The organism is Erythrobacter sp. SD-21, from assembly GCF_000181515.1.
Lineage (GTDB): Bacteria > Pseudomonadota > Alphaproteobacteria > Sphingomonadales > Sphingomonadaceae > Qipengyuania.
In genome coordinates this window covers 223,411-245,875 of record NZ_ABCG01000003.1, presented here as the reverse complement: position 1 = coordinate 245,875, position 22,465 = coordinate 223,411, and the positions used below count along the sequence as shown (strand labels likewise).

The following is a 22,465-nucleotide window of genomic DNA, read 5'->3' as shown; positions in this document are numbered from 1 at the left end:
GCAAGTGATTTCCAGACTAACTGACAAGGTGCAACGGTGGGCCTGGCTGAGAAATCAGGCCACTAGCCAGCCGCTGCGTGCGTATTTCCGCGAGAAGCATCGTATCGATGTCGGCCTGTATTCGTACGGTTGCTTCGACGAGTGGCGAATGCCTGGGCCGATAAAGGTCGGTCGCTATTGTTCCATCGCCAAGACAGTCCGATCCGTTCCGATCAACCATCCATACTCCGCGATGACAACGCATCCGGCCCTGTATGAAAAGAAGTTCGGAGTGGTCGACCAAGATATAACCTGGGACGACCCATTGATTATCCAGGACGACGTCTGGATCGGTCACTACGCTGTCATTCTGCCAAACTGCAAGTTCATCGGACGGGGATCAATTATTGGCGCTGGCGCCATCGTTACCAAGGATGTTGCCCCCTACTCGATTGTAGCTGGCAACCCGGCGAAAGTTCTCCGTTCTCGCTTCGAGAAAGAGGTTCAAGATGAACTGGACACTTCCGAATGGTGGAAGATGTCCTTGGATGATCTTCGCGCACTAGTAAGTGCTAATCCCGACACCGTGTTCCTCCCGAACGTGGCGCGGCTCGCCAAACTCAAAGCGGGGCTCCGGGACAATGGGTGAGGCGCTAGAATCAGCGAGCGTCAGCGTGATCGTTCCTCACTTTAATGACCTTGCGAACCTTGACACATGCCTCTCGGCTATTTCCCGCCAAAGAAACATCGAGGGCTATCGGGTCGAGGTCATTGTGGGCGATAATGACAGCCCGCAAGGCATCGACGAAGTCAGGCGCGTTGCCGGAGATCGGGCGAAAGTGGTTCATGTCGCCGAGCGCGGCGCCGGCCCCGCCCGGAATGCAGCTGTGGCCCATGCGAATGGCAGTCTGCTGGCCTTTACAGATAGCGATTGTATACCCGCGGCCGAATGGCTGGCAGGCGGCCTGAAACTCGTCGCGAAAGGCCGCATTGTAGGCGGTTGCATGAAGGTTTCTGTAGAGGACGAGCGCGATCTTAGCGGGCCGGAAGCATTCGAGCGAGTTTTCGCATTCAATAATGAACGCTATGTCCGTGAACTCGGTTTCACCGTGACTGCTAACCTGTTTTGCACAAGAGAGGATTTCAAGCACATCGGCCCTTTCCGCACCGAGGTTTCGGAGGACAAGGAATGGTGTAACCGAGCGAGGGACGCGGGAATAGAAATCCTCTACACTGACGATGCGGTTGTCAGTCACCCGGCAAGGCGTGATTGGGGTGCGCTGAGGGCAAAATGGCAGCGCCTTGACCTCGAAACGTATAACCTCCTGAAGGACCAGAAGAAGAGCGATTTCAATTGGATTGCTCAAGCTTGGGTCCTACCGTTATCCATCGTCCCGCACGCGATACGTTGTGCAACGTCGGGAAATCTCGAGCGGCGACGCGATCGGGCCAGGGCTTTCGGCACACTCGCGCAAATTAGGCTCTGGAGATTTTTCGACTACCATCGAATATTGCTGAACAAGCGCGGATTCGAAATTTGAAGCGCCAAGATCGCTGAAAAGATTCAGTAAAATGGGAACTAAGCCCTTGCCTCAAGGTTACCAAAGCGTTAACAAACTATCTGTTAGCTGAGAATCATCAGGGTGCGTGCCGGGAGCTAAGGGCCGGTTTTTCGCTCCTTTAGGGACTAAAGCGAGGAAGAAAAGCATGAAGAAAACCGCATTAGCATTGGCAGGTCTCGCGACCTTTGCCGTCGCTGCGCCAGCGCAGGCCGCGACCGTTATCGATCTTGAAGAGGATGCTGGCACGCTGACCGGCGAATTCACCGGCTCGGTCCGTACGGCCGGGGCATTTAGCCAGATGTTCACGTTCTTTCTGCCCACCAGCGGTACCACTGCCGCCACGATCACTACGATTGCGGTGACGATGGCTGGCGATATCGACTTTACGTCGGTGACGCTGAACGGGCAGGAATTTAATCTTTCAGCCAATGGCTTTGTCGAAGGTGGCTTCATTCGTCTCTTTACCCAGCCGGGTGAGCAGACACTGATCGTTAACGGCACGTCTGGCACCAATGCTGGTTACAGCGGTGTCGTCACCTTCGCTCCGGGCGTGCCCGAGCCGGGCGTTTGGCTTCTCATGATCCTGGGCTTCGGTGCCATCGGTGGCGCGATCCGCTACCGCCGCCGCAAGGACGTCGCGGTGAAGACGAAGTTCAACTTCGCCTGAGAGACCGGAAAACTTATTCAAGAAGGGGGAGGCTCAGCCTCCCCCTTTTTTTTGGAAGTTGAAGTTCCTTTGGCTTTGTCCTCAAATTCTGCTCCGCTCTACTATCCCACGGCTTCAGTTTGGTAGGTAGTCTCCGCGTACAGTCATGCCGACAGAAATCATGAGATCCCCGTCCCTCCTTTTTACCGGGCTAACGGCACGTTAGCTCCAACGTCTAACTGAAGGTTTCGTCGCCCAGCCCACAGAGAAAATTCCGCTAGGTATGGAGTGGAGACACGCTCCGCACCGGCGACAAGATATTGGCAAGGAGCCTGATCCAAGCAACATCAAAGTTTTGGACCTTCTCCGTTTCTATCGAGTTAGCGGCTGCCCCAAACACTCGACAGGAAATCAAAAACTCCGGCGTGGCGCCGGGGTTTCTCGTGAGGGAAGAATAATCGTCAAACTAACATCATATCGGATGACACCAACACTTCCGGAGCATTGGACAGAACCGGGATAGTGCCGTCGGTGACATAGATATCATTGGCTGCTAGCACCGCACCGGGCTGCAGAGTTGCGAAGAGGATCTGCTCAGCAGCTCCATTTCCGTCAGCATCAAAGTAGAGATCTCCCGTCGCTTGGTCATAGATGATGCGATCGTCCGCATCATCGGCCGAGGTGCCGAGTTGAAACTGATCGGGGTTCAGGAAGCCATCGTAATTGAAGTTGAAGGCGGAGGCGAAAAGCACCAGCAAATCCTCGGCACTCGCGAAATCCTGTATCGTATCAACATCACCATTAGGCGTGTCCTGAATGATGAACAGATCCGCACCTGCGCCCCCGTTCAAGGTATCGGAGCCATTACCTCCGTGGAGCTCGTCACTGCCCGCTCCTCCGAAGATCACATCGTTGTCACCAAGGCCGAAGATCACGTCGTTGCCGGCATCGCCGTACAGAACATCGTCTCCAAAGTTACCAAACAACTGATCGTTGTCCGCTCCGCCATGCAGTTCGTCGTTCCCGGCTTCACCGAAGAGTAGATCGTCCTGGGTTCCACCGTAGATCAAATCGTCGCCGGCTCCGCCGAACATGTGGTCGAGACCTTCAGCGCCATAAATGACATCGGCGCCAACACCTCCATCGACGTCGTCATCGCCTGCATTGGCAAAGATCTGGTCACTGCCGTCTCCGCCGAAGATAGCGTCATTGCCGCTGCCCGCAGCAATCAAATCGTCACCGCCTTCACCATAAAGCTGGTCGTCGCCATCGAAACCGGAAAGGACATCGTTGCCTTCACCGCCCTCGAGCGTGTCGGCACCGAGTTCGCCAATCAAAGTATCGTCATCGACTCCACCGCGCAGAGTATCGTTGCCGCTCCCTCCCCTCAGCGTGTCCATGCCGGACCCGCCATCAAGGACATCATTACCGTTTTGCCCTTCGAGGACGTCATCGCCCTCGTTGCCAGTGAGGTAATCCCATCCGATCCCACCGAACACACTGTCATTACCTGCGCCACCGAATGCCGTATCGCTCCCGGCGCCAGCAAACAGAATATCATTGCCGAACGCACCGTTCAGAAAGTCCTGTCCGTCACCCCCACGGATCGTGTCGTCTCCGCCATCGCCAAAAAGTCGATCGGCTCCAGCTTCGCCGTTTAGTTCGTCGTTATCGGCACCGCCATAGAGCTGATCATTGTCTAGCCCGCCCCAGAGAATATCCAGGCCGCTGCCCCCGCGAAGAATATCGTTCCCTGCGTCACCAAATAGAACGTCATTCCCATTCTCGCCGAATAGGCGGTCGAAACCGTTGCCGCCGTAGAGGCGATCAAAGCCGGTACCGCCAAATAGGAGGTCAAATCCTGCTTCACCGAACAGCTGGTCATTCCCGTCTTCGCCATTCAATTCATCGTTGCCAAAGCCACCATAAACAAGGTCGTCACCGAGGTTGGCATTTACCGTATCGTCGCCACCGCGCGCTTCGATCGTGTCGGCTTCGGGTGTCCCTTCCAGCGTTTCGGGATCGTCGGTCCCAACGATCTGCTGGTAAAGTGGCTTGCCTGTTTGGGCGCTACGCGAATGGGTGCTCATGCCGGGGATTCCTCTCGTTCGAATTTCATCGATGGTGACGAAATTTTAGCGAACTGTCGAATCCAAAGCGCTTTGTTTTGAATGCGTTCCGGAACGGGACTGATTTTCGAAGGTCATTGATCGACGATTTCGCATCATTTCGATCATCACCGTCGGCAATCGTCACGTACTTTCGATACGAGGTGGCTCATCTATCAGTGTGAAGTCTTTCATCTCCCCTTCGGGGGTGGTTTGGCCCAAGCGATCTGTAGGCTGATCGAGTATCGTCGTGCTCAGGGATACCCTGCAGCCTATGCACCAACTAGAGTTCCGGTTGCCGCGTCATAGAGGCGGGTTGTATCGTCGATCTCTTTCGGTCAATGCCCGATCTGATAGTGCGGTCGTCTCTGCAATAGTTGTCTGGAAGCGTGGAACTGAAAATGTCTCGAATTTCACGCAAAGCCGATCGCGAAATTCTGATCCATCCGGGCTTTCACAAAACCGGTACGACCTATTTGCAAGAGTGCGTTTTTAGCAACGAAACCATCTTTAACGACCTTTGCAGCCATCAGGAAGTTCACGAGTTGCTCGTGAAGCCACACGATTTGGAATTCAATCCCGGAGCATTCCGCGAGTTAATCGGCAGTAGACTATCGCCCCTCGATTCTCGCGTGACGGATGTCGTCTCATCCGAGATTCTTTCTGGTACGATGTTCACCGGATCACGAGACTCCGCAGTTCTTGCCGAGAGACTGCAATCCGTCTGGCCCCAAGCAAAAATCGTCTTCACCATCCGCGCCCAAGGACCGTGGATGAGGTCTGTCTACATACAGTATCTGAAACGGGGCGGCAGAAAATCCTTCGAGCAATTCCTTCGCCACACGCCGGAACCAGGATATCATTGGTTTGCTACTGCGCTTCTCGAGTACGATAAGCTTGTCTTTAGATATGCATCACTCTTCGGTTTGAACCGGATTATCGTATTGCCTCAAGAGCTTTTACAAGCAGATCGCACTTGCTTCCTCCAACACTTGTTCCAGTTTGCTGGCGTATCAGCGAAAGCAGATCCAGCATCTGCATCCTACGAAGGAAAGCGCGGAAAAAGCCCTCCGGCCAGCGGAGCCGGATTACTGCGATTGGCGAACCTGTTCCGCGCGGCACCGATGAACCCTGAGGGTCCTGCATTTCTGTCGTTTCTCGGAAATTCTCTCGTCCGAGCCTCTTACCGGGTGCCTTCGATCTTCGGCAAGGCGGACGAAAAGGCACAGCTAGACGACTTAATCGGCAACGAACGGCTCGACGGCGTGCGCGCATCGAACCGCCGGCTGCAAGAGTTCGTGCCGGTGGATTTGAGCAAGTTTGGATATGCTATCTAGCTCCTGTCGATCAACGAAGAGGGATATTCGAACGTCCGAAGTCGACGTGTCCCATTTTTGATCGGAGACAATCCTTTATACTAAATCGGGCGTACAACCGATAAGAGGTACGGGAGTCGGCACCCTTCTAACCTTAGCTAACCTTGATGCGGTGTCGGCTCACCAAGTTTTTATGGGTGTTTTGCGCTGTAGGCTTTTTATATCGAAATTGTGCGCAAATTTGCTGATCATAGGATCCAAATTCCTTTCCCGCGTCACGAGATCCTGTTGCATGACGCAAACCCCGACCTTACCAAAAAGTAGCTCAGGGCAGCGCGCTCGTTCATCTTGGGTTAGAGCACCATTGAGCGGCGGCTTTTGGGGTGAGTCTAGCCAGCAATGATTGTCTGGCATGGGGGCGCGAAGCGGACATTGGCGAGGCCACCACTTACCATTCGACTTCTGGAGCAAAGCAAGCATGGGTGCTCTCAGTGAATCGCAGCCCCTGAAGGCGGGCGGCCGCCCCGACGCAGCGCGCGAGCCGGGGCCTTGGGTGGTGGCAGGCGGCACAGTGCCGTCTGAGATCAGGAGAATCACCCATGACCAAGCAGACCGACACAGCAGCAGCACCCAAGCGCGAGACCAAGATCGACGAGGTCATCGCGCTGCTCAAACGCAAGCAAGGCGCAACCCTCGACGACATGGTGAAGGCCACCGGCTGGCTGCCGCATACGGCCCGTGCAGCGATGACCGGGCTGAAGAAGAAGGGGCACACGATCGAGCGCGACAAGCGCGGCGAGGTCTCCTGCTATCGCAGCACGAAGAGCGCGTGATGGCGGAGCTAATAGACGAACTCGCTGCCCTTGCAGCGATGGACAAGCCGACACTCGGCGACCGGTGGGCCAAGCTCACCGGTCGGCCCATCCCGAAGGCCAGCGCGCAGATGCTGCGGCTGGCGGTGGCCTATGAGCTGCAATCAAAGGCGGGGCGCGGCCTGCCGCGCACAATCCGGCAGCGGCTCGATCAGGTTGCGAGCGGGAAGACGATCACGCAGGACCTCCGGCCAGGCATGCGGCTTGCGCGCGAGTACGGCGGCAAACTCCACGTGGTCGCGATTGGCGAGACTGGCGAGATCATCTGGAACGAGCGACAGTGGCGCTCTTTGAGCGAGGTAGCCCGCGCGATTACCGGCACGCGCTGGTCGGGTCCTGCCTTCTTCGGCTTGAAGAAGAAAGTAAGGGCAGCATGAAAAAGGTTCGCTGTGCGATCTATACCCGCAAGTCGAGCGAAGAAGGCTTGGAGCAGGACTTCAACTCGCTCGATGCCCAGCGCGAAGCCTGCGCTGCCTATATCCTGAGCCAGGCCTCGGAGGGCTGGTCGCAGCTTCCCGAAATCTACGATGATGGCGGCATCTCGGACGGAACACTGGAGCGGCCAGCGCTGCAGCGGCTGCTGGGAGATATCGAAGCAGGCATGATTGACATCGTGGTGGTCTACAAGGTCGACCGGCTGACGCGCTCGCTACTTGATTTCGCGAAGCTGGTCGAAGCGATGGACAAGGCAGAGGTCAGCTTCGTGTCGGTCACGCAATCGTTCAACACCACCACCAGCATGGGACGGCTGACCCTCAACATGCTCCTCTCGTTCGCGCAGTTCGAGCGCGAGGTCACCGCCGAGCGCATCCGCGACAAGATCGCTGCCTCCAAGGCCAAGGGCATGTGGATGGGCGGCGTGGTGCCGCTCGGGTATCGGGCTAACGGCAGAACGCTGGCGATCGATGAAGATCACGCTGCTCTCATCCGCAACATCTTCGATCGCTATCTCGAAGTCGGCAATGTGAGGCTGCTCGTCAATGAGCTTGCCAATGGTGGTACCCTCGTGCCCGAACGGGTTACGGGCACCGGTCGCAAGCTGGGCGGCAAGCCGTTTACGCGAGGTCAGATCTACAAGATCCTCTCCAACCAGATCTACATCGGAAAGATTTGCCACAAGGGCGAGATCTTCGAAGGCCAGCATGCCGCCATCATTGATCGGGAGACGTGGGACCGAGTGCAGGCACAGCTCGAAGCCAATACCCAAGGCGAGCAGCAGGCGAGTACTGCAAGCTCGCCTAGTCTGCTGGCTGGAAAGGTGTTCGACAGCGAAGGCAACGCGCTGATCGCGAGTCATGCAATAAAATCGGCGAAGCGCTACCGCTACTACATCGGAAAAAGCGGCGAGGGCGACATCCAGAAAGCTCAGCAAACCCTCCGCATTCCTGCGCTCGAACTGGAGAAGCTCGTGTGCGGTGCGCTCGCGCAGGAGGTCGAACAACCGCTCGGCTTGTTGGCCAAGGCTGGCGTCGAGCTTGCCCCTGACACTGTTGCAGTTCTCGGTGGTCGCGCAGCGAGCTTGGCGACGAGGCTGCAGAAGCGTGAGCGAGCCGCAGCGCGAATTTGCATCGAGAAAATCACCATCGGGCCCTCGCAATTGGTGATAGAGCTATCTGCGACGGGCCTTTGCAGCTTACTCTCGATCGCCCCAACTTCTCAAGTCACCACCAACCCAGCCCTCACCGTCGCGGCGAGCCTTCGGCGCAGCGGTCGCGCTGTTCGATTGATCCAGGACGGCTTGTCGAAGTCGATCGAGGGTGAGCCGCAGGAGCATCTGCTGAAGCTGCTCCATCGCGCTCGCACGTGGTGGCAGATGATGCTGGACCGCAAGCTGACGGTCTCGGCGCTCGCGCGCGAGCAGCAGGTAACTAGTTCCTACGCCTCTCGCGTTGTGCGGCTGAATTTTCTGGCGCCTAGGATTGTCGAGGCGATCGTTACCGGAAAACAGCCCGTCGATCTCGATGCGAAAAAGCTGCTTGGCCTGAGCGAACTGCCGCTGGCGTGGAGTAAACAGGAAGAGTTTCTGCTCGACGCGTAGATTCGAGAGAAGAGCGATTGACGAGTGGCGGGCGACTGCCGCTCGACTTCGTTGGGGCATCAGTCCCGTAGTGGTGCGAAACTGGTACCTCGGAATGAGGGCGCAGAGAATGATGGCGGGTTTCGCCGCTGTACGGCGTCCGAGGCGGTCTCTGGCTGACCACTTCCGGCGCCGAATGGCGCAGAACTGCGCGACATTCCGCGACGAAGAAAGCCCTTCTCTATCAATGACTTATAGGTGGCGGAGCAGGAGGGATTCGAACCCTCGATACGGGGTTACCGTATACACACTTTCCAGGCGTGCGCCTTCGACCACTCGGCCACTGCTCCGCATCCCGATTGCGCTGTCGTGTGCAGCGACAGGCCATGCAGGAAGGCGCGCCTCTAGCGGCGTTTGGGGGAGCGCGCAACAGCGCTCGCGATGAGAAATGCGATGAATTGAGGGAACCGGCTGGTCCTTACGGCCATTGTCGTGGTACATCCCCCAAGTCGCGGTGCTGCGCGGAATGGCATTCCCTGCGAACATCGCCACAGAGCCCCTTCCCGCCCATTAAAACGCGCGCGAAGGGGCTTTTCTGTCGGCGCTTCCAGTGCCAAGCTGCCGCCTATGACCAAACCCCTGATTTCGCTCGCGACCGCGCTCGCACTCGCCCTCCCCGCCTTCGCTCCGGCCCTTGCGCAGGAGAAGGCGGAGAACTTCCCCAGCCCCGGCGAGATTGTGGAGACGGCACGCGCCGAGGAATGGATCGCCATTCCCGCCGAAGATCTTGTCGTGATGACGCTGGCGCCGGACGCGGATGGCAGCGCGCGCAAGGTAATCATCCAGCTCATGCCCGCCCCCTTCGGCGAAGCCTGGACCGCCAATATCCGCACCTTCGCGCGCAGCGGCTGGTTCGACGACATCACGGTCAACCGGGTGCAGGACAATTATGTCGTCCAGTGGGGCGATGCCAATTACGACAATCCCGAAAGCGACGGCGAGCCCAAGGGCCTGCCCGTTGGCCTGCGCGAAACCAGCGAGGGCGACTATGCGGTCGCTGCCGAGGCGATCGGACTGCCGCGACTCCTCGCCGACAGCCAGCGGGCGCGGGCGCTGGAAACCGACAAGCCGATCATCACCGGCGACGCCACGGCGGGGATGATCCTCGCCAACGGGCTGACCGATCCCTACGCCCAGCTTTCGCTGCCCTATGACGGCTGGCCGCTGGCGTCGAACTATGGCGAGGACGAGAACGAGGGGACCGCTCAGGTCTGGCCCGTCCATTGCTACGGCATGGTCGGCGTAGGCCGCAATTATTCGCCCGATGCAGGCACCGGGGCGGAACTCTACACCGTCATCGGCCACGCCCCGCGCCATCTCGACCGCAACATCGCGCTGGTCGGCCGGATCGTGGAAGGCATGGAGCACCTCTCCAGCTTGCCGCGCGGCAAGGGGACGCTCGGCTTCTACGAGGACGAGAACAAGCGCACGCCGATCCTCACCGTGCGCGTCGCCGCCGACCTGCCGGAGGACGAGCGGCCCGTGTTCGAATATCTCGACACCTCGGGCGAGACCTTCGCGCGCTATGCCGACGCGCGCGCCAACCGTCGCGATCCGTTCTTCAATGTCGCGGCGGGCGGGGTCGACATCTGCAATATCCCCGTGCCGATCCGCCGCGTGGCCGAGTGAACGAGAACCTGGCCTGCACCCTGCCGCTGAAACGCTGGCGGGGGGAGCGCGGCACCTACCACCTGGTGACCATCACCGGCGAGACTGCCGAGAGCCTGGCCATGCACGAGCGGCTGCACCGGCTCGAATACGGCAGCCGCCGCGGCTTCGGTTCGGTCAAGGTTATGGCCCGCATCGGCGCAACGCGCTGGAAGACGTCCGTCTTCCCGCAGCGTCAGAAGAGAGAATGGGTGCTGCTGGTCTCGAAGAAGGTCATGCGCGCCGAGGGCCTTTCGCTCGACGACCCGGTAGACCTCGAGCTGAAGGTCCTTTGAGGCGCGGCCAGCACTACGAGCGTCTCGCTTGGGTGACCGCCGCGCGGAGCTCCTCCGCAGTCGGCGCGACTAGAGCTTTTCCATCAGTTCGATGCGGTTGCCGAAGGGGTCCTTGATGTCGCCCCGGCGATAGCCTTCGAGCGCCTTGCCTTGCTTGAATCCCACTCCGCAGGCTTCCAGCTTCGCGACCAGCGCGCCGAGGTTCTTGACCAGCAGCGCGGGGTGGGCGCGGCGCGCGGGTAGGAAGGCGTCCTCAACCCCGCAATGGATCGTGATCCCCTCCCCTTCGAACCAGCAGCCGCCGTTGAGCGCGAGGTGCGATGGCTTCTCGACCTCGTCGAGGCCCATCGGCCCGGTCCAGAACTCGCGCGCATGCGGCTCCCCGCCATGCGGCATGGCCAGTTGGACATGGTCGATGCCGGTGATGAGGGTCACGCGCGCTCCGCCTGTGCCACGGCATCGCTGGCGCGCAGGGCGCTGAGAATGCGGGTGAGATGCGCCAGGTCCTGTACTTCGAGATCGACCTCGTAGGTCGTGAAGGGATGGTCGAGCTGGGTTTGCTCGAGGCTTTTAACGTTGACGACGCTCTGCGCAAAAATTCCCGCCATTTCGGCAAGCGTGCCCGGCCGGTCGTACAGCGTCACGCGCAGCCGCCCGACGGCACCCCGCGAGCGCTTGCCCCAGCTGAGGTCCAGCCAGTCGCTGTCGATCCCCGTCGCCAGCTGGTGGCAGTCGATCGCGTGGACCTCGACCACCTTGTCCTGCTGGCGCAGGCCCACGATCCGGTCACCCGGGACGGGGTGGCAGCAGGTGGCAAGATCATAACCCACCCCCGGCGTCAGCCCGCGGATCGAGAGCGACTTGCCACTGCGCAGCCATTCGTCGTCCTCTTCCGCCATGCCTTCGGTCGATCCGGGCAGGAGCGCCTCCATCACCGCGCGATCGGTAATCTTGGCCGCGCCGATAGCGTAGAAGAGGTCGTCCGGCTCCTCCATCTCAATCCGTTTGAGCGCGTCGCGCAGCGCCTTCTTGCCGATCTTGGCGGGCACGCGGGTGACGATCTCGTCATAGAGCTTGGCGCCGATCTCGGCGACTTCGGCGCGCTCTTTCTGCCGCACGGCACGGCGGATGGCGGCACGCGCCTTGCCGGTGATGACGAAGCCGAGCCAGCTCATCTGCGGCTCGGCATCCTTGCCCTTCAGGATCTCGACCACGTCGCCGTTGTTGAGCTGCGTGCGCAGCGGCATGTGCCGCCCGTTGATCTTCGCACCCACCGTCTGCGTGCCCAGCTCTGTATGCACCGCGAAGGCGAAATCGACCGCGGTCGCGCCCTTGGGCAGCTGGAACAGCGCGCCCTTTGGAGTGAAGGCGAAGATGCGATCCTGGTAAATCGCCATGCGGGTATGTTCGAGCAGTTCCTCGGCATCATGGCTGGCATCCACGATTTCGATGAGGTCGCGCAGCCAGCCGACCTGTCCGTCGGGTCGCTCCGCCTGCTTGTAGGCCCAGTGCGCGGCCAGCCCGAACTCGTTGGTCCGGTGCATCTCGCGCGTGCGGATCTGCACTTCGACGCGCATCGACTTGCCGTAGATCAGCGAGGTGTGGAGGCTGCGATAACCGTTGGTCTTGGGCGTGGAGATGTAGTCCTTGAACTTGCCCGGCAGGAACTGCCAGGTCGTGTGCAGGACACCCATAGCGCGGTAGCAATCGGCCACATTGTCGCAGATGACGCGGAAGGCCATGATGTCGGTCACCTGCTCGAAACTGACATGGCGTTCGGCCATCTTGCGCCAGATCGAATAGGGATGCTTCTCGCGCCCCGAGACCTCGACCTGCAGCCCGGCGTTGGCGAGCGCGTGCTTCATGTCGAGCGCGATCGCGTCGACCTGCCCACCGTCCTCGTCGCGGATCTGCTGCAGGCGCTTGGTGATCGTCGTATAGGCTTCGGGCTCGATCTGCTCGAAGGCGAGCAGCTGCATCTCGCGCATATATTCGTACATGCCCACGCGCTCGGCCAGCGGGGCGTAGATATCCATCGTCTCGCGCGCGATGCGCTGGCGTTTTTCCGGCTTCTTGATGAAGTGCAGCGTGCGCATGTTGTGCAGCCGGTCACCCAGCTTCACCAGCAGCACGCGGATATCCTCGCTCATGGCGAGCAGGAACTTGCGCAGGTTCTCCGCCGCACGCTCGTTTTCGGGCATCTGCTCGATCTTGGAGAGCTTGGTCACCCCGTCCACCAGCCGCGCGACCTCGGGGCCGAAATTGGCCTCGATATCGTCGATGGTGGCCAGCGTGTCCTCGACCGTGTCGTGGAGCAGCGCGGTGGCGATGGTTTCCTGGTCGAGCTTGAGATCGGTCATCAGCCCGGCCACTTCGACCGGATGGCTGAAATAGGGATCGCCGCTCGCTCGCGTTTGGGTGCCGTGCTTCTGCACGGTATAGACATAGGCGCGGTTGAGCATCGCCTCGTCGGCGTCGGGGTCGTATTCGAGGACCCGCTCTACGAGTTCGTACTGGCGCAGCATCGCAGGAGCACGATGGCGGAAAAGCCGGTTCTATTGCAACGCAAAAAGAGCGTTGTGACTAATCGCTTGCGCTCATCACCCGGTCGACGCCGGCGCGGGTGACCGAATGGTAGCTGTCGCGCGTCTTCGCGTAGATGCGCGTCGCAATGGGCCGGCCCCAGTCGCCCTCGTTCCACAACACGCCGAACAACGGGCGGACGAACTTGGCGCGGCCCACGGTGGCGAGGAATTGCTCGGCCTGCGGAACGGCGGGATCGTAGCGGTTCTCCAGCGCCATCTCGAGCCAGAGGAACAGGATCTCATTGTTCCCCGTCGCCGAAAGGCCAAGCGCGGAATCGAGCGCGGCCAGCTGGTCGTGGCTGAGTTCGGCGGGGAGGTTGTCGAGGAAACGGATCTGCTCGGCAGCGGTCCAGCTGCTCCAGGCCGACGGCATCATGCCGCGGTCCGCATAACGGTCGACCGCGGCATCGACTTCGGCAAAGGCCGCAGGATCGGGCTTGGCGACATTGGCGGGCAGGCCCGGCTCGAAGATCCATTCGCGCAAGGCGAGGCGTTCGGCCTCGGCTTCGGACGCGACGAGATTCTCCATCATGTCCTCGAGGAACAGCTCGCTGGTAGCGGGCTGGAAGGCGTGGTTGTCGAACCACTGCTGCAGCCATGCGTCAAACCTTTCGCGTCCCACGATCCTCTCGACCGTGCGCAGGAAGAAGGCGCCCTTGTCATAGGCGATCGCGCTGCCGAGCTCGTATTCGCCTTCGGTGCTGAGCGCGGTGCCCGGCGCATCCTCGCCGACCTCGCCCAGCGTTTCGACGATGTTGGCATACATCAGCGCGGCTTCCTGCTCGGCGCGCTTCTTGCCGTAAACGGCCTCGACGATGCGGTTCTCGAAATAGGTCGTCACGCCTTCGTTAAGCCAGCTGTCGCCCCACACGGCGTTGGTGACGAGGTTGCCCGACCAGCTATGCGCCAGTTCATGCGCGACGAGGCCATTGTTGGACCGGTCGCCGGCGATGAAGGTCGGCGTGAGGAAGGTCATCACCGGGTTTTCCATGCCGCCATAGGGGAAGGCGGGCGGCAGGACGATCATGTCGTAGCGCCCCCAGCGGTATTCACCGTAAAGCTCCTCGGCGGCTTCAACCATCTCCTCTGTATCGGCCACTTCGGCATAGGCGCGCGGCAGGACGGAGGGTTCCGCCCAAACGCCGGTGCGCGGGCCGATCGCCTTGAAGTCGATATCGCCCGCAGCGAGCGCGATCAGATAGGGTGGGACCGGCTTGTCCATCATAAACCGGAAGGCGCGGCGGCCATCGCCCAGGTCTTCGGGTTCGCCCTGCCTCACACCGCTCATCACCACGTCGAGCGGCTTGGGCGCGGTGATGCGCGCTTCCCAGGTCTGGCGGATGCCGGGGCTGTCCTGCGTCGGGATCCAGGTGCGGTTGAGGATCGCCTGGCCCTGGCTGAAGAGGAAGGGATGGACCTTGCCGGAGGTCTGTTCGGGCGTGAGCCACTGCAGCGCGGCAGCGTCGGCGGGCGCGGTGTAATCGATGCGAATGGTGCGCGCGCCGTTCAGCGCGACCGTCAGCGGGGCGCCCTTGCCGCCCTTCTCGACATTCTCGCCGATTTCATAAGGCAGCGCGCGGCCCGAGGCATCAGTGATGCTTGCTATCTGCAGCCCGTTGCTGTCGAGCACCAGCGTCTCTTCGCCCGGCTGCACCAGCAGCGAAAGTGTGGCCGAACCCCCTACCCTTTGTGCGGCGAAGTCGAGACCGAGGTCGAGCGCGACATGGGTCACGCGGGCCTTCTGCGGTTCGGCATAGGTCAGCGTGTCCAGCGCTTCGGGCCCCGACAGGATCGGCGACACCATCGGTTCGGGAATAGCGGTCGAGACGACCGGTTCGCTGGTCGCGGTAGTGCAGGCGGCAGTGGCGAGCAGGATAGCAAGGCTGGCAGTGATGCGACGCATGGATACTCTCCGGATGGGTTTGCGGGACGGGGCCGGCTTTTTTATCAATCGCCCCGCCCTATCGACGATCCCTGCTCGGCTTTCCACCCCCGGCGTTGTCGAACCCTTGAAAACGTATCCACGCGCTAGCAAAAGCAGCGGCAACGCGTATAGTACGCAAACTTGTGAACGTTCACAACGAGCTTGGGGAGGCCCAGATGAACCGCTATTCGACTTTCGCCCTACCGTTCGCGATTGCTATTGGCGTCGCGACGACCGCCTGCGCGCACCCGTCCGACGCCGGCTCCGCTTTAGCCGAGGCGATTGCGCCCGAACGTCAATTGATCTTCGCCGACGAGTTCGACGACGGCACGCTCGACCGGGACAAGTGGATCGTCATCGGGACCGATTTCTGGGTCAACAACGAACAACAGGCCTATGTCGACACTCCTGAAGTGATCGCCTTCACCGATGACGCTGCCGGCGCGGAGGGCGGCGCGCTGATCCTGCGTCCGGTGTTCAAGCCCGGCGCGGACCCCAAGAAAGAACGTAACGCGCCCTTCATCTCGGGGCGGATCGAAAGCCAGGGCAAGTTCGACTTCGAACACGGCCGCGCCGAAGCGCGCATCAAGATGCCCGACAATGTCGGCGTCTGGCCCGCTTTCTGGCTTCTGGGCAATGACCAGTGGCCGGGCACGGGTGAAATCGACATCATGGAATATGTCGGCGAGAAGGACTGGATCGGCGTGGCGCTGCACGGGCCTGGCTATTCTGGCGAGACGCCGCTGGTGAACAAGTTCTTCTTCCCCGATGGCGTCGATGTGACCGACTGGCACACTTACGCCGTGGAATGGACCGCCGACCAGATCGACTTCCTGATCGACGACCATCTCCATTATCGCGTTACCAGGCCAATGGTCGAAAACTATGGCGAATGGCGTTTCGACAACGACAAATACCTGATCCTCAACTTCGCCATGGGCGGTGCCTATCCGTTCAAGACGAACCGGATCGAAGCGCCCTACAACGGCATACCCGCCGAAACGGTCGAAGCCGTGAAGCGGGGCGAGGTCGAGATGCTGGTCGACTGGGTCCGGGTCTACGCGCCCGAGTAACTTGCGCGTGGCGCAACACGTGATGCTCGCTGTCGATTAGGCGGGGCGGGAAATCTGTATTAGGAAGCCTGCATGTTCGAGGCTTTCGACGCACTGTTTCTCGCCCGGCTCCAGTTCGCCTTCACGGTGAGCTTCCACTTCTTTTTCCCCGCCTTCTCGATCGGCCTGGCGAGTTATCTCGCGGTGCTGGAGGGGCTGTGGCTGAAGACCGGCAAGCCGCTCTATCTCGACCTGTTCAAATACTGGCTGAAGATCTTCGCGATCGCTTTTGCCATGGGCGTCGTCTCCGGCATAGTGATGAGCTACCAGTTCGGCACCAACTGGTCGGTCTTCTCCGATGTGGCGGGGCCGGTGATCGGGCCGCTGATGGCGTACGAGGTGCTGACCGCCTTCTTCCTCGAGGCCGGCTTCCTCGGCGTGATGCTGTTCGGCATGAACCGCGTGGGCAAGAAACTGCACTATGCAGCCACCTGCATGGTCGCCATTGGCACCTTCGTTTCCGCCTTCTGGATTCTCTCGGTCAACAGCTGGATGCACACGCCCACCGGGTTCGAAATGGGCGCGAACGGCCAGTTCCTGCCGGGCCCGAGTTGGTGGGACATCGTCTTCAACCCCAGCTTTCCCTACCGCCTCGTCCACACGGTGATGGCCGCCTATCTCACCACTGCCTTCGTGGTCGGCGGCGTGGGCGCGTGGCACCTGCTCAAGGACCGTGCCAATCTCCACGCGCGCAAGATGTTCTCGATGGCCATGTGGATGGCCGCGATCGTCACGCCGCTGCAGATTTTGGCGGGCGACTTGCACGGGCTGAACACGCTGGAACACCAACCGCAGAAGGTCATGGCGATGGAAGGCCATTACCAGAGTTATCCGGACGGCGCGCCGCTGATCCTATTCGGCATCCCAGACAGCGAGGCCAAGACGGTTCGCTACGCCATCGAGATCCCCAAGGCTTCCTCCCTCATCCTCAAGCACGATCCGAACGCACCGCTCGCCGGGCTGGATACCATTCCCGATGACGAGGAGCCGCCCGTCGGCATGGTTTTCTGGTCCTTCCGCGTGATGGTGGGGATCGGCTTCGCCATGCTCGGCGTCGGGATGTGGAGCCTGCTCGCACGCGTGCGCGGCCAGCTTTACGATTGGCGCTGGCTCCATCGCGCAGCGCTGGCAATGGCGCCATCGGGCTTCATCGCTGTGCTGGCCGGATGGATCACAACCGAGGTCGGCCGCCAGCCCTATGTGGTCTACGGCCTGCTGCGCACCGCCGACGCGGCCAGCCCGCTCGACGCACCGGCGGTCGCCGCCTCGCTGCTGGCCTTCATCCTCGTCTATTTCACCGTCTTCGGCATCGGCGTCTGGTATATCCTGCGCCTGATGAGCCACACCCCGCATATGGGCGAACGGGGCGTGAAGCGCGGCGATACCGGCCCCATCCGTACCGCCGGCATCACTCCGGGGCCGACGCAGAATCCGGGCCATGAGAAAACCCTGCCTGAAGGGGAGGAGGACGCGTGATGGACCTCACCACGATCTGGGCCTTTATCATCGCCTTCGCGATCTTCGCCTATGTGGTGATGGACGGCTTCGACCTCGGCATCGGCATCCTCTTTCCCAGCTTCGATCCGGGGCGCGAGCGCGACCGTGCGATGAACTCGATCGCGCCGGTCTGGGACGGAAACGAAACCTGGCTGGTGCTGGGCGGCGGCGGCTTGTTCGCGGCCTTCCCGCTGGCTTACGCGGTCATCTTACCTGCCACCTACCCACTCATCATCGCCATGTTGCTGGGCCTCGTCTTTCGCGGCGTGGCGTTCGAATACCGCTGGCGCGATCCCGCGCATCGCCGGTTCTGGGACGCGGCCTTCACCGGCGGCTCGTTCGTCGCGGCGATGGCGCAGGGGATGACGCTGGGCGCCTTGCTGCAGGGCATCGAGGTGGTGGACCGCGCTTATGCCGGCAGCTGGTTCGACTGGCTCACCCCTTACACGTTGCTGTGCGGTGTGGGCGTGGTGGCGGGATATGCGCTGCTCGGCAGTACATGGCTCGTATGGAAGCTCGATGGCGAAGGGCAGGCGCACGCGCGCAGGCTGGCTGTTCGCTCGGCAGCGGCTACGCTGGTGTTGATGGGGGCGGTCAGTCTCTACAACGTCTTCCTCAACGCCGAATACGCCGAACGCTGGCTGACGGCGCCGGAAATCTACTTCGCCGCCCCGGTCCCCATCCTCACGGCGGTCATCGCCATCTCGCTGGTCCGCGCCACTACGCGCGAGCGCAATTCCAAGCCTTTCTGGCTGTCGATCGCGCTGTTCTTCTTCGGCATGGCGGGCCTAGGCGTGACCATGTGGCCCTACGTCGTGCCGCCCGGTCTCACCATCTGGGACGCCGCCGCACCCGAGCGCAGCCAGGTCTTCATGCTGGTGGGCGTCGCCATCACCATGCCGCTGATCTTGGCCTACACCGCCTGGGCGTACTGGGTCTTCCGCGGGAAGGTCGGTGACGAGGGCTATCACTGATGGAAGAGCCGCAAAGCCCGCTGTGGCAGCGGCTCGCGTGGATGGCGGGCATCTGGGCGGCGAGCGTCGCCGTGCTGGGCGTAGTGGCGTGGCTGCTCAGGCTCTGGATCGCCTGAAGCAGCTAAGCGCTCAGCTCCACGTCGCTTCGGGCGGCAGGCTCATCAGGATCGCATCGATATTGCCGCCGGTCTTGAGGCCGAACAGCGTGCCCCGGTCGTAGACGAGGTTGAATTCGGCGTAGCGGCCGCGCCATTCGAGCTGCTGGGCCTTGTCCGCTTCGGTGAATTCGCTTTCCATCCGGCGGCGCACCAGCTTGGGGTAGATGTCGAGGAAGGCCTCGCCCACATCCTTCGTGAAGGCGAGATTGCGCTCGAAACCGGCCTCGTCGTCGCACTCGAGATGGTCGTAGAAGATGCCACCGACCCCGCGATGGACGCCGCGATGGGGGATGTAGAAATAGTCGTCCGCCCACTTCTTGAAGCGGTCGTAATAGGTCGGGTTATGCGCGGCGCAGGCGGCGCGGAAGCGGGCGTGGAATTCCTCGGTGTCTTCCTCATACGGCAGCGGTGGGTTGAGATCCGCCCCGCCGCCAAACCACGCGGCCTGTGTGGTCAGGAACCGCGTGTTCATGTGGACCGCCGGGACATGCGGGTTCGCCATATGCGCGACCAGACTGATACCGGTGGCAGTGAAGCCGGGATTTTCGGGCGAAGCACCGTTGATCGAGGCGGCGAATTCGGGCGCGAAATTGCCGCGTACGGTTGAGACGTTCACGCCGACCTTCTCGAATACCTTGCCCTTCATCAGGCCCCGCGTGCCGCCGCCGGGATCCGCGTTGCCCTCTTCCTCGCGGCTCCAGCTGTCGTACTGGAAGGCGGCCTCGCTGCCCGCCTCGCGCTCAATGCTTTCGAATTCGGCGCAGATGCGATCCCGCAGGGTCTCGAACCATGTGCGGGCGGTTTGGGTCTGCTCGGTCCAGTCGGTCATGGTCCCTCGTCGTGTCTCGCTTAGTCGGCGCCCGAAAGCCGATCCCGGCAGGCGGCGCATTGATTGAGGTCAATTCGTCGCATGCAGCCTTGCCATCGCGGCGGCAAGGCGGCAATAGCGAGCCATGGTTCCCCTTTCGTTCGCCAACCAGGAGTTCGTCCTGACCGAAGGCCGTGCGCTATACTGGCCGCGCGAGCGCGCGCTGCTGGTCGCCGACCTGCACCTGGAAAAGGGCAGCTTCTTCGCAGGGCACGGGCAGATGATACCGCCTTACGATAGCCGCGAAACGCTGGAGCGCGTGGCGCTGGCCATCCGCGAGACCGGCGCGTGCCGCGTGATCACGCTGGGCGACAATTTCCACGATTCGCAGGGCTCGACCCGGCTGGAACCCCACGCCTGCGGCATGCTGGAGGCGCTGACCAAGGCGGTCGACTGGGTGTGGATCACCGGCAACCACGATCCCGATATGGAAGCGCGCTGCGGCGGCACTCTGGTCGAGGAAATCGAGATCGGCGGCACTATCCTGCGCCACCGCGCGAAAAAGGGCGAGACCCGGCCCGAGCTTTCCGGCCATTACCACCCGCGTATCCAGCTGACCGTCCATCGCCGTCATATCCGCCGCCCCTGCGCCGTGGTCAGCGCGAACGAAGGCGCGGACGGCAAGCCTTCGGGCCGCATGATCCTGCCCGCTTTCGGGGCCTATACCGGCGGCATGAACGCCGCCGATCCGGCCATCCTCAAGGCGTTGCAACCGGCCGACCGGATCGACGCGGTCGTCCCCGCCAAGGGCAAGCTGGCGCGTTTCAACCTGTGGTCGAAAGCAGCCTGAAGGCAACGCAGCCGCGAAAAACCGCGCGCGTTAACCCCTTCCCCCTTCCGAATCTGCGAAACAGCGCCTACATGGGCGCATTCCCAAGAGGTACAAAAAGGAGAATACCCCATAGCCCGTCCACCCCGGCGCAGCATGCAAATGCCCGTGAAAAGCGGCCCGCGCTACGATAACATGATCAATGTCCCCAAGGTCCGCGTGATCGATCACGAAGGCGAGAACCTGGGGGTGATGTACACCCGCGAAGCGACCGAGCAGGCCAACGAACTGGGCCTCAACCTCGTCGAAGTGTCCCCCAATGCGGACCCACCGGTGTGCAAGTTCCTCGATGTCGGCAAATATCGCTACGAGGCGCAGAAGAAGGCGAACCTCGCGCGCAAGACGCAGAAGACCCAGGACATCAAAGAGGTCAAGATGCGCCCGAACATCGACGATCACGATTACGACGTGAAAATGCGTAACGTGAACAAGTTCATCGAAAACGGCGACAAGGTGAAGTGCACGCTGCGCTTTCGCGGCCGCGAAATGGCGCACCAGCAATTGGGCATGGACCTGCTCAACCGCGTGCGCGATGATGTGGAAGAGATCGCCAAGGTCGAAAGCTTCCCGCGCCTCGAAGGCCGCCAGATGGTGATGGTGCTCGCGCCGAAATAACCGGCCTACCAACCGACGAAAAAGGCGGCCTCCAAGCCGCCTTTTTTCTTGCCTGTCCATCCCGACGAACGACATTTTCGCGTCGTGCCGGTCGACGAACGACCGAAGTTCATCGTCGGGACACATTGCCCCTCTATCGAAGCCGCTGTAACATTTGCAAATCTTCAAACGCAGGCCTGTTTGTTTGGCAGCGCCAGAGCGGTCAGGGGTTTTTTTTCAGGATGCTAACTCGCACATTGGTTTACACAGCAGCGGTCGGCCTGCTGTCTTCGACCGCGCCCCTGCAGGCGCAGGATGGCGCCCAAGCCCCGGCAACCTCTGTCGTCAGTGCTTCCGACTTCAAGAAGTTCGTCCCCGCCCCGTCGAACGACACCACGAAGATCGACTACACGTTCCTTGACGACGCTCTTCAGTACATGGTCTTGCGCATGGGCCCTTCGACCCGTCAGGGAATGACCAAACCAGCACCCGGTTTGGGTACACGCCGCGTCTATGGCCATGAATCGCGCGTACGCCTTGAAGGAAACCGCGTTGTCTTTTCTTATCTGGACGAAGAGGCGATCGCACCGCTGACCGAATATCGTCAGGATCTCGAGCGGCTTGGCAGCGATCTGAACATTGCCTCGTTGCCCAAGAGCGAACAACTCGCGTTCTGGATCAACCTGCACAATGTCGCAGTGATAGAACAGATCGCCGTCAATTATCCTATCCAGTCGCCTTCCCGGATGAAGCTTGGCGCTGGCAAGACGCCGCTCGACGAAACGCCGTTCATAACGGTGGGCGGAGTAGCGATGAGCCCGAAGGACATCCGCACCAAAATAGTCTTTCCCAACTGGGATGATCCCGATGTCATCTACGGTTTCTTCCGCGGCGAGGTTGGTGGTCCCTCCATCCAGCGCCGCGCCTATACCGGGCAGAACGTTAGCGAAGTGCTTGGACAATCCGCGAAAGAATTCGTGAATTCCCTACGCGGAGTAGAGGCATTCGGCGACACTCTTCTTGTATCCGCAATCTATGAGGAGGCGGCGCCCTTCTTTTTCCCCGATATGGGTGACGACTTCCGTTCCCATCTGAACCGCAATGCCGATGAGGAAGTCAGGGATCTCGTCGCACGCAAGGCGGCAATAAAGTTCAATCAATACGAGGAAACGGTTGCAGACCTGGCTGCAGGGGAACGCGAACCTTCCTACAGCTATATCGAACAGGACGGACTTGCGCAGCGAACACGGTTATCGCCGTCAGTCGCGCGTCTGCTGAATGAACGGTATGAGAAATATGAAAAGCTGCGTCGGGAAGGTTTGCTGCGGGGTCGTGTGATCGTATTGCCGCCGACCTCGTCCGAACGCGCCAAGGAAATCGAAGCGGACGCTGCCGCTGCCGCTGCCGAGGATTAACCGGTA

At 60.9% G+C, this 22,465-nt stretch carries 21 protein-coding genes and 1 tRNA gene; 16 read left to right on the top strand and 6 right to left on the bottom strand.

Going from position 1 to position 22,465, the window contains the following annotated elements:
* Positions 1 to 4: 4 nt before the first annotated feature.
* The 3 genes from ED21_RS07295 (at position 5) to ED21_RS07285 (ending at position 2,208) form a co-directional block, all read left to right on the top strand.
* On the top strand, positions 5 to 628 hold the full coding sequence (locus tag ED21_RS07295) for a CatB-related O-acetyltransferase (protein WP_050784732.1): 624 nt from the start codon (positions 5 to 7) through the stop codon (positions 626 to 628).
* Positions 621 to 1,520 carry a glycosyltransferase family 2 protein gene (locus ED21_RS07290; RefSeq protein WP_006833223.1) on the top strand — a complete coding sequence of 300 codons (900 nt, stop codon included), beginning with the start codon at positions 621 to 623 and terminating at the stop codon, positions 1,518 to 1,520. The genes ED21_RS07295 and ED21_RS07290 overlap by 8 nt, the downstream gene beginning before the upstream one ends.
* A gap of 166 nt (positions 1,521 to 1,686) precedes the next feature.
* Complete coding sequence (locus ED21_RS07285) at positions 1,687 to 2,208, top strand: FxDxF family PEP-CTERM protein (protein WP_006833222.1); 522 nt, start codon at positions 1,687 to 1,689, stop codon at positions 2,206 to 2,208.
* Positions 2,209 to 2,648: 440 nt separating this feature from the next.
* On the opposite strand, the gene ED21_RS07280 is transcribed toward ED21_RS07285, so the two are convergent.
* Positions 2,649 to 4,277 (bottom strand): calcium-binding protein, encoded by a 1,629-nt coding sequence (locus tag ED21_RS07280; protein ID WP_006833221.1) that lies wholly within the window; start codon positions 4,275 to 4,277, stop codon positions 2,649 to 2,651.
* Positions 4,278 to 4,684: 407 nt separating this feature from the next.
* Between ED21_RS07280 and ED21_RS15365 the strand changes: the two genes are divergently transcribed.
* From ED21_RS15365 to ED21_RS07265, 4 genes are all read left to right on the top strand, one after another.
* Positions 4,685 to 5,632, top strand: coding sequence for a hypothetical protein (locus ED21_RS15365; RefSeq protein ID WP_156787371.1), 948 nt, complete (start codon positions 4,685 to 4,687; stop codon positions 5,630 to 5,632).
* A gap of 578 nt (positions 5,633 to 6,210) precedes the next feature.
* Positions 6,211 to 6,444: a DUF3489 domain-containing protein gene (locus tag ED21_RS07275; RefSeq protein ID WP_006833218.1), complete on the top strand. Its 234-nt coding sequence runs from the start codon at positions 6,211 to 6,213 to the stop codon at positions 6,442 to 6,444.
* Positions 6,444 to 6,860, top strand: coding sequence for a DUF2924 domain-containing protein (locus tag ED21_RS07270; protein WP_006833217.1), 417 nt, complete (start codon positions 6,444 to 6,446; stop codon positions 6,858 to 6,860). The genes ED21_RS07275 and ED21_RS07270 overlap by 1 nt, the downstream gene beginning before the upstream one ends.
* A complete protein-coding gene (locus ED21_RS07265; protein WP_006833216.1) occupies positions 6,857 to 8,521 on the top strand; it encodes a recombinase family protein in 1,665 nt (554 codons plus the stop codon). Before ED21_RS07270 ends, ED21_RS07265 begins: the two co-directional genes overlap by 4 nt.
* A gap of 238 nt (positions 8,522 to 8,759) precedes the next feature.
* Here the strand turns inward: ED21_RS07265 and ED21_RS07260 are convergent.
* A tRNA-Ser gene (locus ED21_RS07260) sits at positions 8,760 to 8,850 on the bottom strand.
* A 277-nt stretch (positions 8,851 to 9,127) separates the two neighbouring features.
* Between ED21_RS07260 and ED21_RS07255 the strand changes: the two genes are divergently transcribed.
* Both ED21_RS07255 and ED21_RS07250 read left to right on the top strand, forming a co-directional pair.
* A complete protein-coding gene (locus tag ED21_RS07255) occupies positions 9,128 to 10,189 on the top strand; it encodes a peptidylprolyl isomerase (RefSeq protein ID WP_006833215.1) in 1,062 nt (353 codons plus the stop codon).
* Positions 10,186 to 10,503, top strand: coding sequence for a DUF1905 domain-containing protein (locus ED21_RS07250; RefSeq protein ID WP_006833214.1), 318 nt, complete (start codon positions 10,186 to 10,188; stop codon positions 10,501 to 10,503). Before ED21_RS07255 ends, ED21_RS07250 begins: the two co-directional genes overlap by 4 nt.
* 69 nt (positions 10,504 to 10,572) lie before the next feature.
* Here ED21_RS07250 and ED21_RS07245 read toward each other — a convergent pair whose 3' ends face one another.
* The 3 genes from ED21_RS07245 to ED21_RS07235 are packed head-to-tail and all read right to left on the bottom strand — an operon-like array spanning position 10,573 to position 14,991.
* Positions 10,573 to 10,938, bottom strand: coding sequence for a VOC family protein (locus ED21_RS07245; protein WP_006833213.1), 366 nt, complete (start codon positions 10,936 to 10,938; stop codon positions 10,573 to 10,575).
* On the bottom strand, positions 10,935 to 13,028 hold the full coding sequence (locus ED21_RS07240; RefSeq protein ID WP_006833212.1) for a bifunctional (p)ppGpp synthetase/guanosine-3',5'-bis(diphosphate) 3'-pyrophosphohydrolase: 2,094 nt from the start codon (positions 13,026 to 13,028) through the stop codon (positions 10,935 to 10,937). Before ED21_RS07240 ends, ED21_RS07245 begins: the two co-directional genes overlap by 4 nt.
* 58 nt (positions 13,029 to 13,086) lie before the next feature.
* Positions 13,087 to 14,991, bottom strand: a complete 1,905-nt coding sequence (locus ED21_RS07235) for a M1 family metallopeptidase (RefSeq protein WP_006833211.1) — start codon at positions 14,989 to 14,991, stop codon at positions 13,087 to 13,089.
* Between the two features lie 197 nt (positions 14,992 to 15,188).
* Here ED21_RS07235 and ED21_RS07230 point away from each other — a divergent pair, with 197 nt between their 5' ends.
* The 4 genes from ED21_RS07230 to ED21_RS15055 all read left to right on the top strand — a co-directional run bounded on the left by ED21_RS07230 (position 15,189) and on the right by ED21_RS15055 (position 18,711).
* The gene (locus ED21_RS07230) at positions 15,189 to 16,085 is read left to right on the top strand and encodes a family 16 glycosylhydrolase (RefSeq protein ID WP_006833210.1); all 897 of its coding nucleotides are present in this window, start codon (positions 15,189 to 15,191) and stop codon (positions 16,083 to 16,085) included.
* 72 nt (positions 16,086 to 16,157) lie between these two features.
* The gene (locus tag ED21_RS07225) at positions 16,158 to 17,600 is read left to right on the top strand and encodes a cytochrome ubiquinol oxidase subunit I (protein ID WP_006833209.1); all 1,443 of its coding nucleotides are present in this window, start codon (positions 16,158 to 16,160) and stop codon (positions 17,598 to 17,600) included.
* On the top strand, positions 17,600 to 18,595 hold the full coding sequence (cydB, locus tag ED21_RS07220) for a cytochrome d ubiquinol oxidase subunit II (protein ID WP_006833208.1): 996 nt from the start codon (positions 17,600 to 17,602) through the stop codon (positions 18,593 to 18,595). Before ED21_RS07225 ends, cydB begins: the two co-directional genes overlap by 1 nt.
* Complete coding sequence (locus ED21_RS15055) at positions 18,595 to 18,711, top strand: DUF2474 domain-containing protein (RefSeq protein ID WP_006833207.1); 117 nt, start codon at positions 18,595 to 18,597, stop codon at positions 18,709 to 18,711. The genes cydB and ED21_RS15055 overlap by 1 nt, the downstream gene beginning before the upstream one ends.
* Before the next feature lie 13 nt (positions 18,712 to 18,724).
* Here ED21_RS15055 and hemF read toward each other — a convergent pair whose 3' ends face one another.
* Entirely contained in the window at positions 18,725 to 19,582 is an 858-nt protein-coding gene (hemF, locus tag ED21_RS07215; protein WP_006833206.1) for an oxygen-dependent coproporphyrinogen oxidase, read from the bottom strand.
* Between the two features lie 124 nt (positions 19,583 to 19,706).
* Here hemF and pdeM point away from each other — a divergent pair, with 124 nt between their 5' ends.
* The 3 genes from pdeM to ED21_RS07200 all read left to right on the top strand — a co-directional run bounded on the left by pdeM (position 19,707) and on the right by ED21_RS07200 (position 22,459).
* Positions 19,707 to 20,411: a ligase-associated DNA damage response endonuclease PdeM gene (pdeM, locus tag ED21_RS07210; RefSeq protein ID WP_006833205.1), complete on the top strand. Its 705-nt coding sequence runs from the start codon at positions 19,707 to 19,709 to the stop codon at positions 20,409 to 20,411.
* 135 nt (positions 20,412 to 20,546) lie between these two features.
* Positions 20,547 to 21,065: a translation initiation factor IF-3 gene (infC, locus tag ED21_RS07205; RefSeq protein WP_083800395.1), complete on the top strand. Its 519-nt coding sequence runs from the start codon at positions 20,547 to 20,549 to the stop codon at positions 21,063 to 21,065.
* 221 nt (positions 21,066 to 21,286) lie between these two features.
* Complete coding sequence (locus ED21_RS07200) at positions 21,287 to 22,459, top strand: DUF547 domain-containing protein (protein ID WP_083800394.1); 1,173 nt, start codon at positions 21,287 to 21,289, stop codon at positions 22,457 to 22,459.
* Positions 22,460 to 22,465 lie beyond the last annotated feature (6 nt).

Coding starts and splice junctions, on each gene's coding strand:
- ED21_RS07290 (WP_006833223.1), top strand. CDS start 621: ATGGGTGAGGCGCTAGAATCAGCGAGCGTCAGCGTGATCGTTCCTCAC.
- ED21_RS07285 (WP_006833222.1), top strand. CDS start 1,687: ATGAAGAAAACCGCATTAGCATTGGCAGGTCTCGCGACCTTTGCCGTC.
- ED21_RS07280 (WP_006833221.1), bottom strand. CDS start 4,277: ATGAGCACCCATTCGCGTAGCGCCCAAACAGGCAAGCCACTTTACCAG.
- ED21_RS07275 (WP_006833218.1), top strand. CDS start 6,211: ATGACCAAGCAGACCGACACAGCAGCAGCACCCAAGCGCGAGACCAAG.
- ED21_RS07270 (WP_006833217.1), top strand. CDS start 6,444: ATGGCGGAGCTAATAGACGAACTCGCTGCCCTTGCAGCGATGGACAAG.
- ED21_RS07265 (WP_006833216.1), top strand. CDS start 6,857: ATGAAAAAGGTTCGCTGTGCGATCTATACCCGCAAGTCGAGCGAAGAA.
- ED21_RS07255 (WP_006833215.1), top strand. CDS start 9,128: ATGACCAAACCCCTGATTTCGCTCGCGACCGCGCTCGCACTCGCCCTC.
- ED21_RS07240 (WP_006833212.1), bottom strand. CDS start 13,028: ATGCTGCGCCAGTACGAACTCGTAGAGCGGGTCCTCGAATACGACCCC.
- ED21_RS07235 (WP_006833211.1), bottom strand. CDS start 14,991: ATGCGTCGCATCACTGCCAGCCTTGCTATCCTGCTCGCCACTGCCGCC.
- ED21_RS07230 (WP_006833210.1), top strand. CDS start 15,189: ATGAACCGCTATTCGACTTTCGCCCTACCGTTCGCGATTGCTATTGGC.
- ED21_RS07225 (WP_006833209.1), top strand. CDS start 16,158: ATGTTCGAGGCTTTCGACGCACTGTTTCTCGCCCGGCTCCAGTTCGCC.
- cydB (WP_006833208.1), top strand. CDS start 17,600: ATGGACCTCACCACGATCTGGGCCTTTATCATCGCCTTCGCGATCTTC.
- ED21_RS15055 (WP_006833207.1), top strand. CDS start 18,595: ATGGAAGAGCCGCAAAGCCCGCTGTGGCAGCGGCTCGCGTGGATGGCG.
- hemF (WP_006833206.1), bottom strand. CDS start 19,582: ATGACCGACTGGACCGAGCAGACCCAAACCGCCCGCACATGGTTCGAG.
- pdeM (WP_006833205.1), top strand. CDS start 19,707: ATGGTTCCCCTTTCGTTCGCCAACCAGGAGTTCGTCCTGACCGAAGGC.
- infC (WP_083800395.1), top strand. CDS start 20,547: ATGCAAATGCCCGTGAAAAGCGGCCCGCGCTACGATAACATGATCAAT.
- ED21_RS07200 (WP_083800394.1), top strand. CDS start 21,287: ATGCTAACTCGCACATTGGTTTACACAGCAGCGGTCGGCCTGCTGTCT.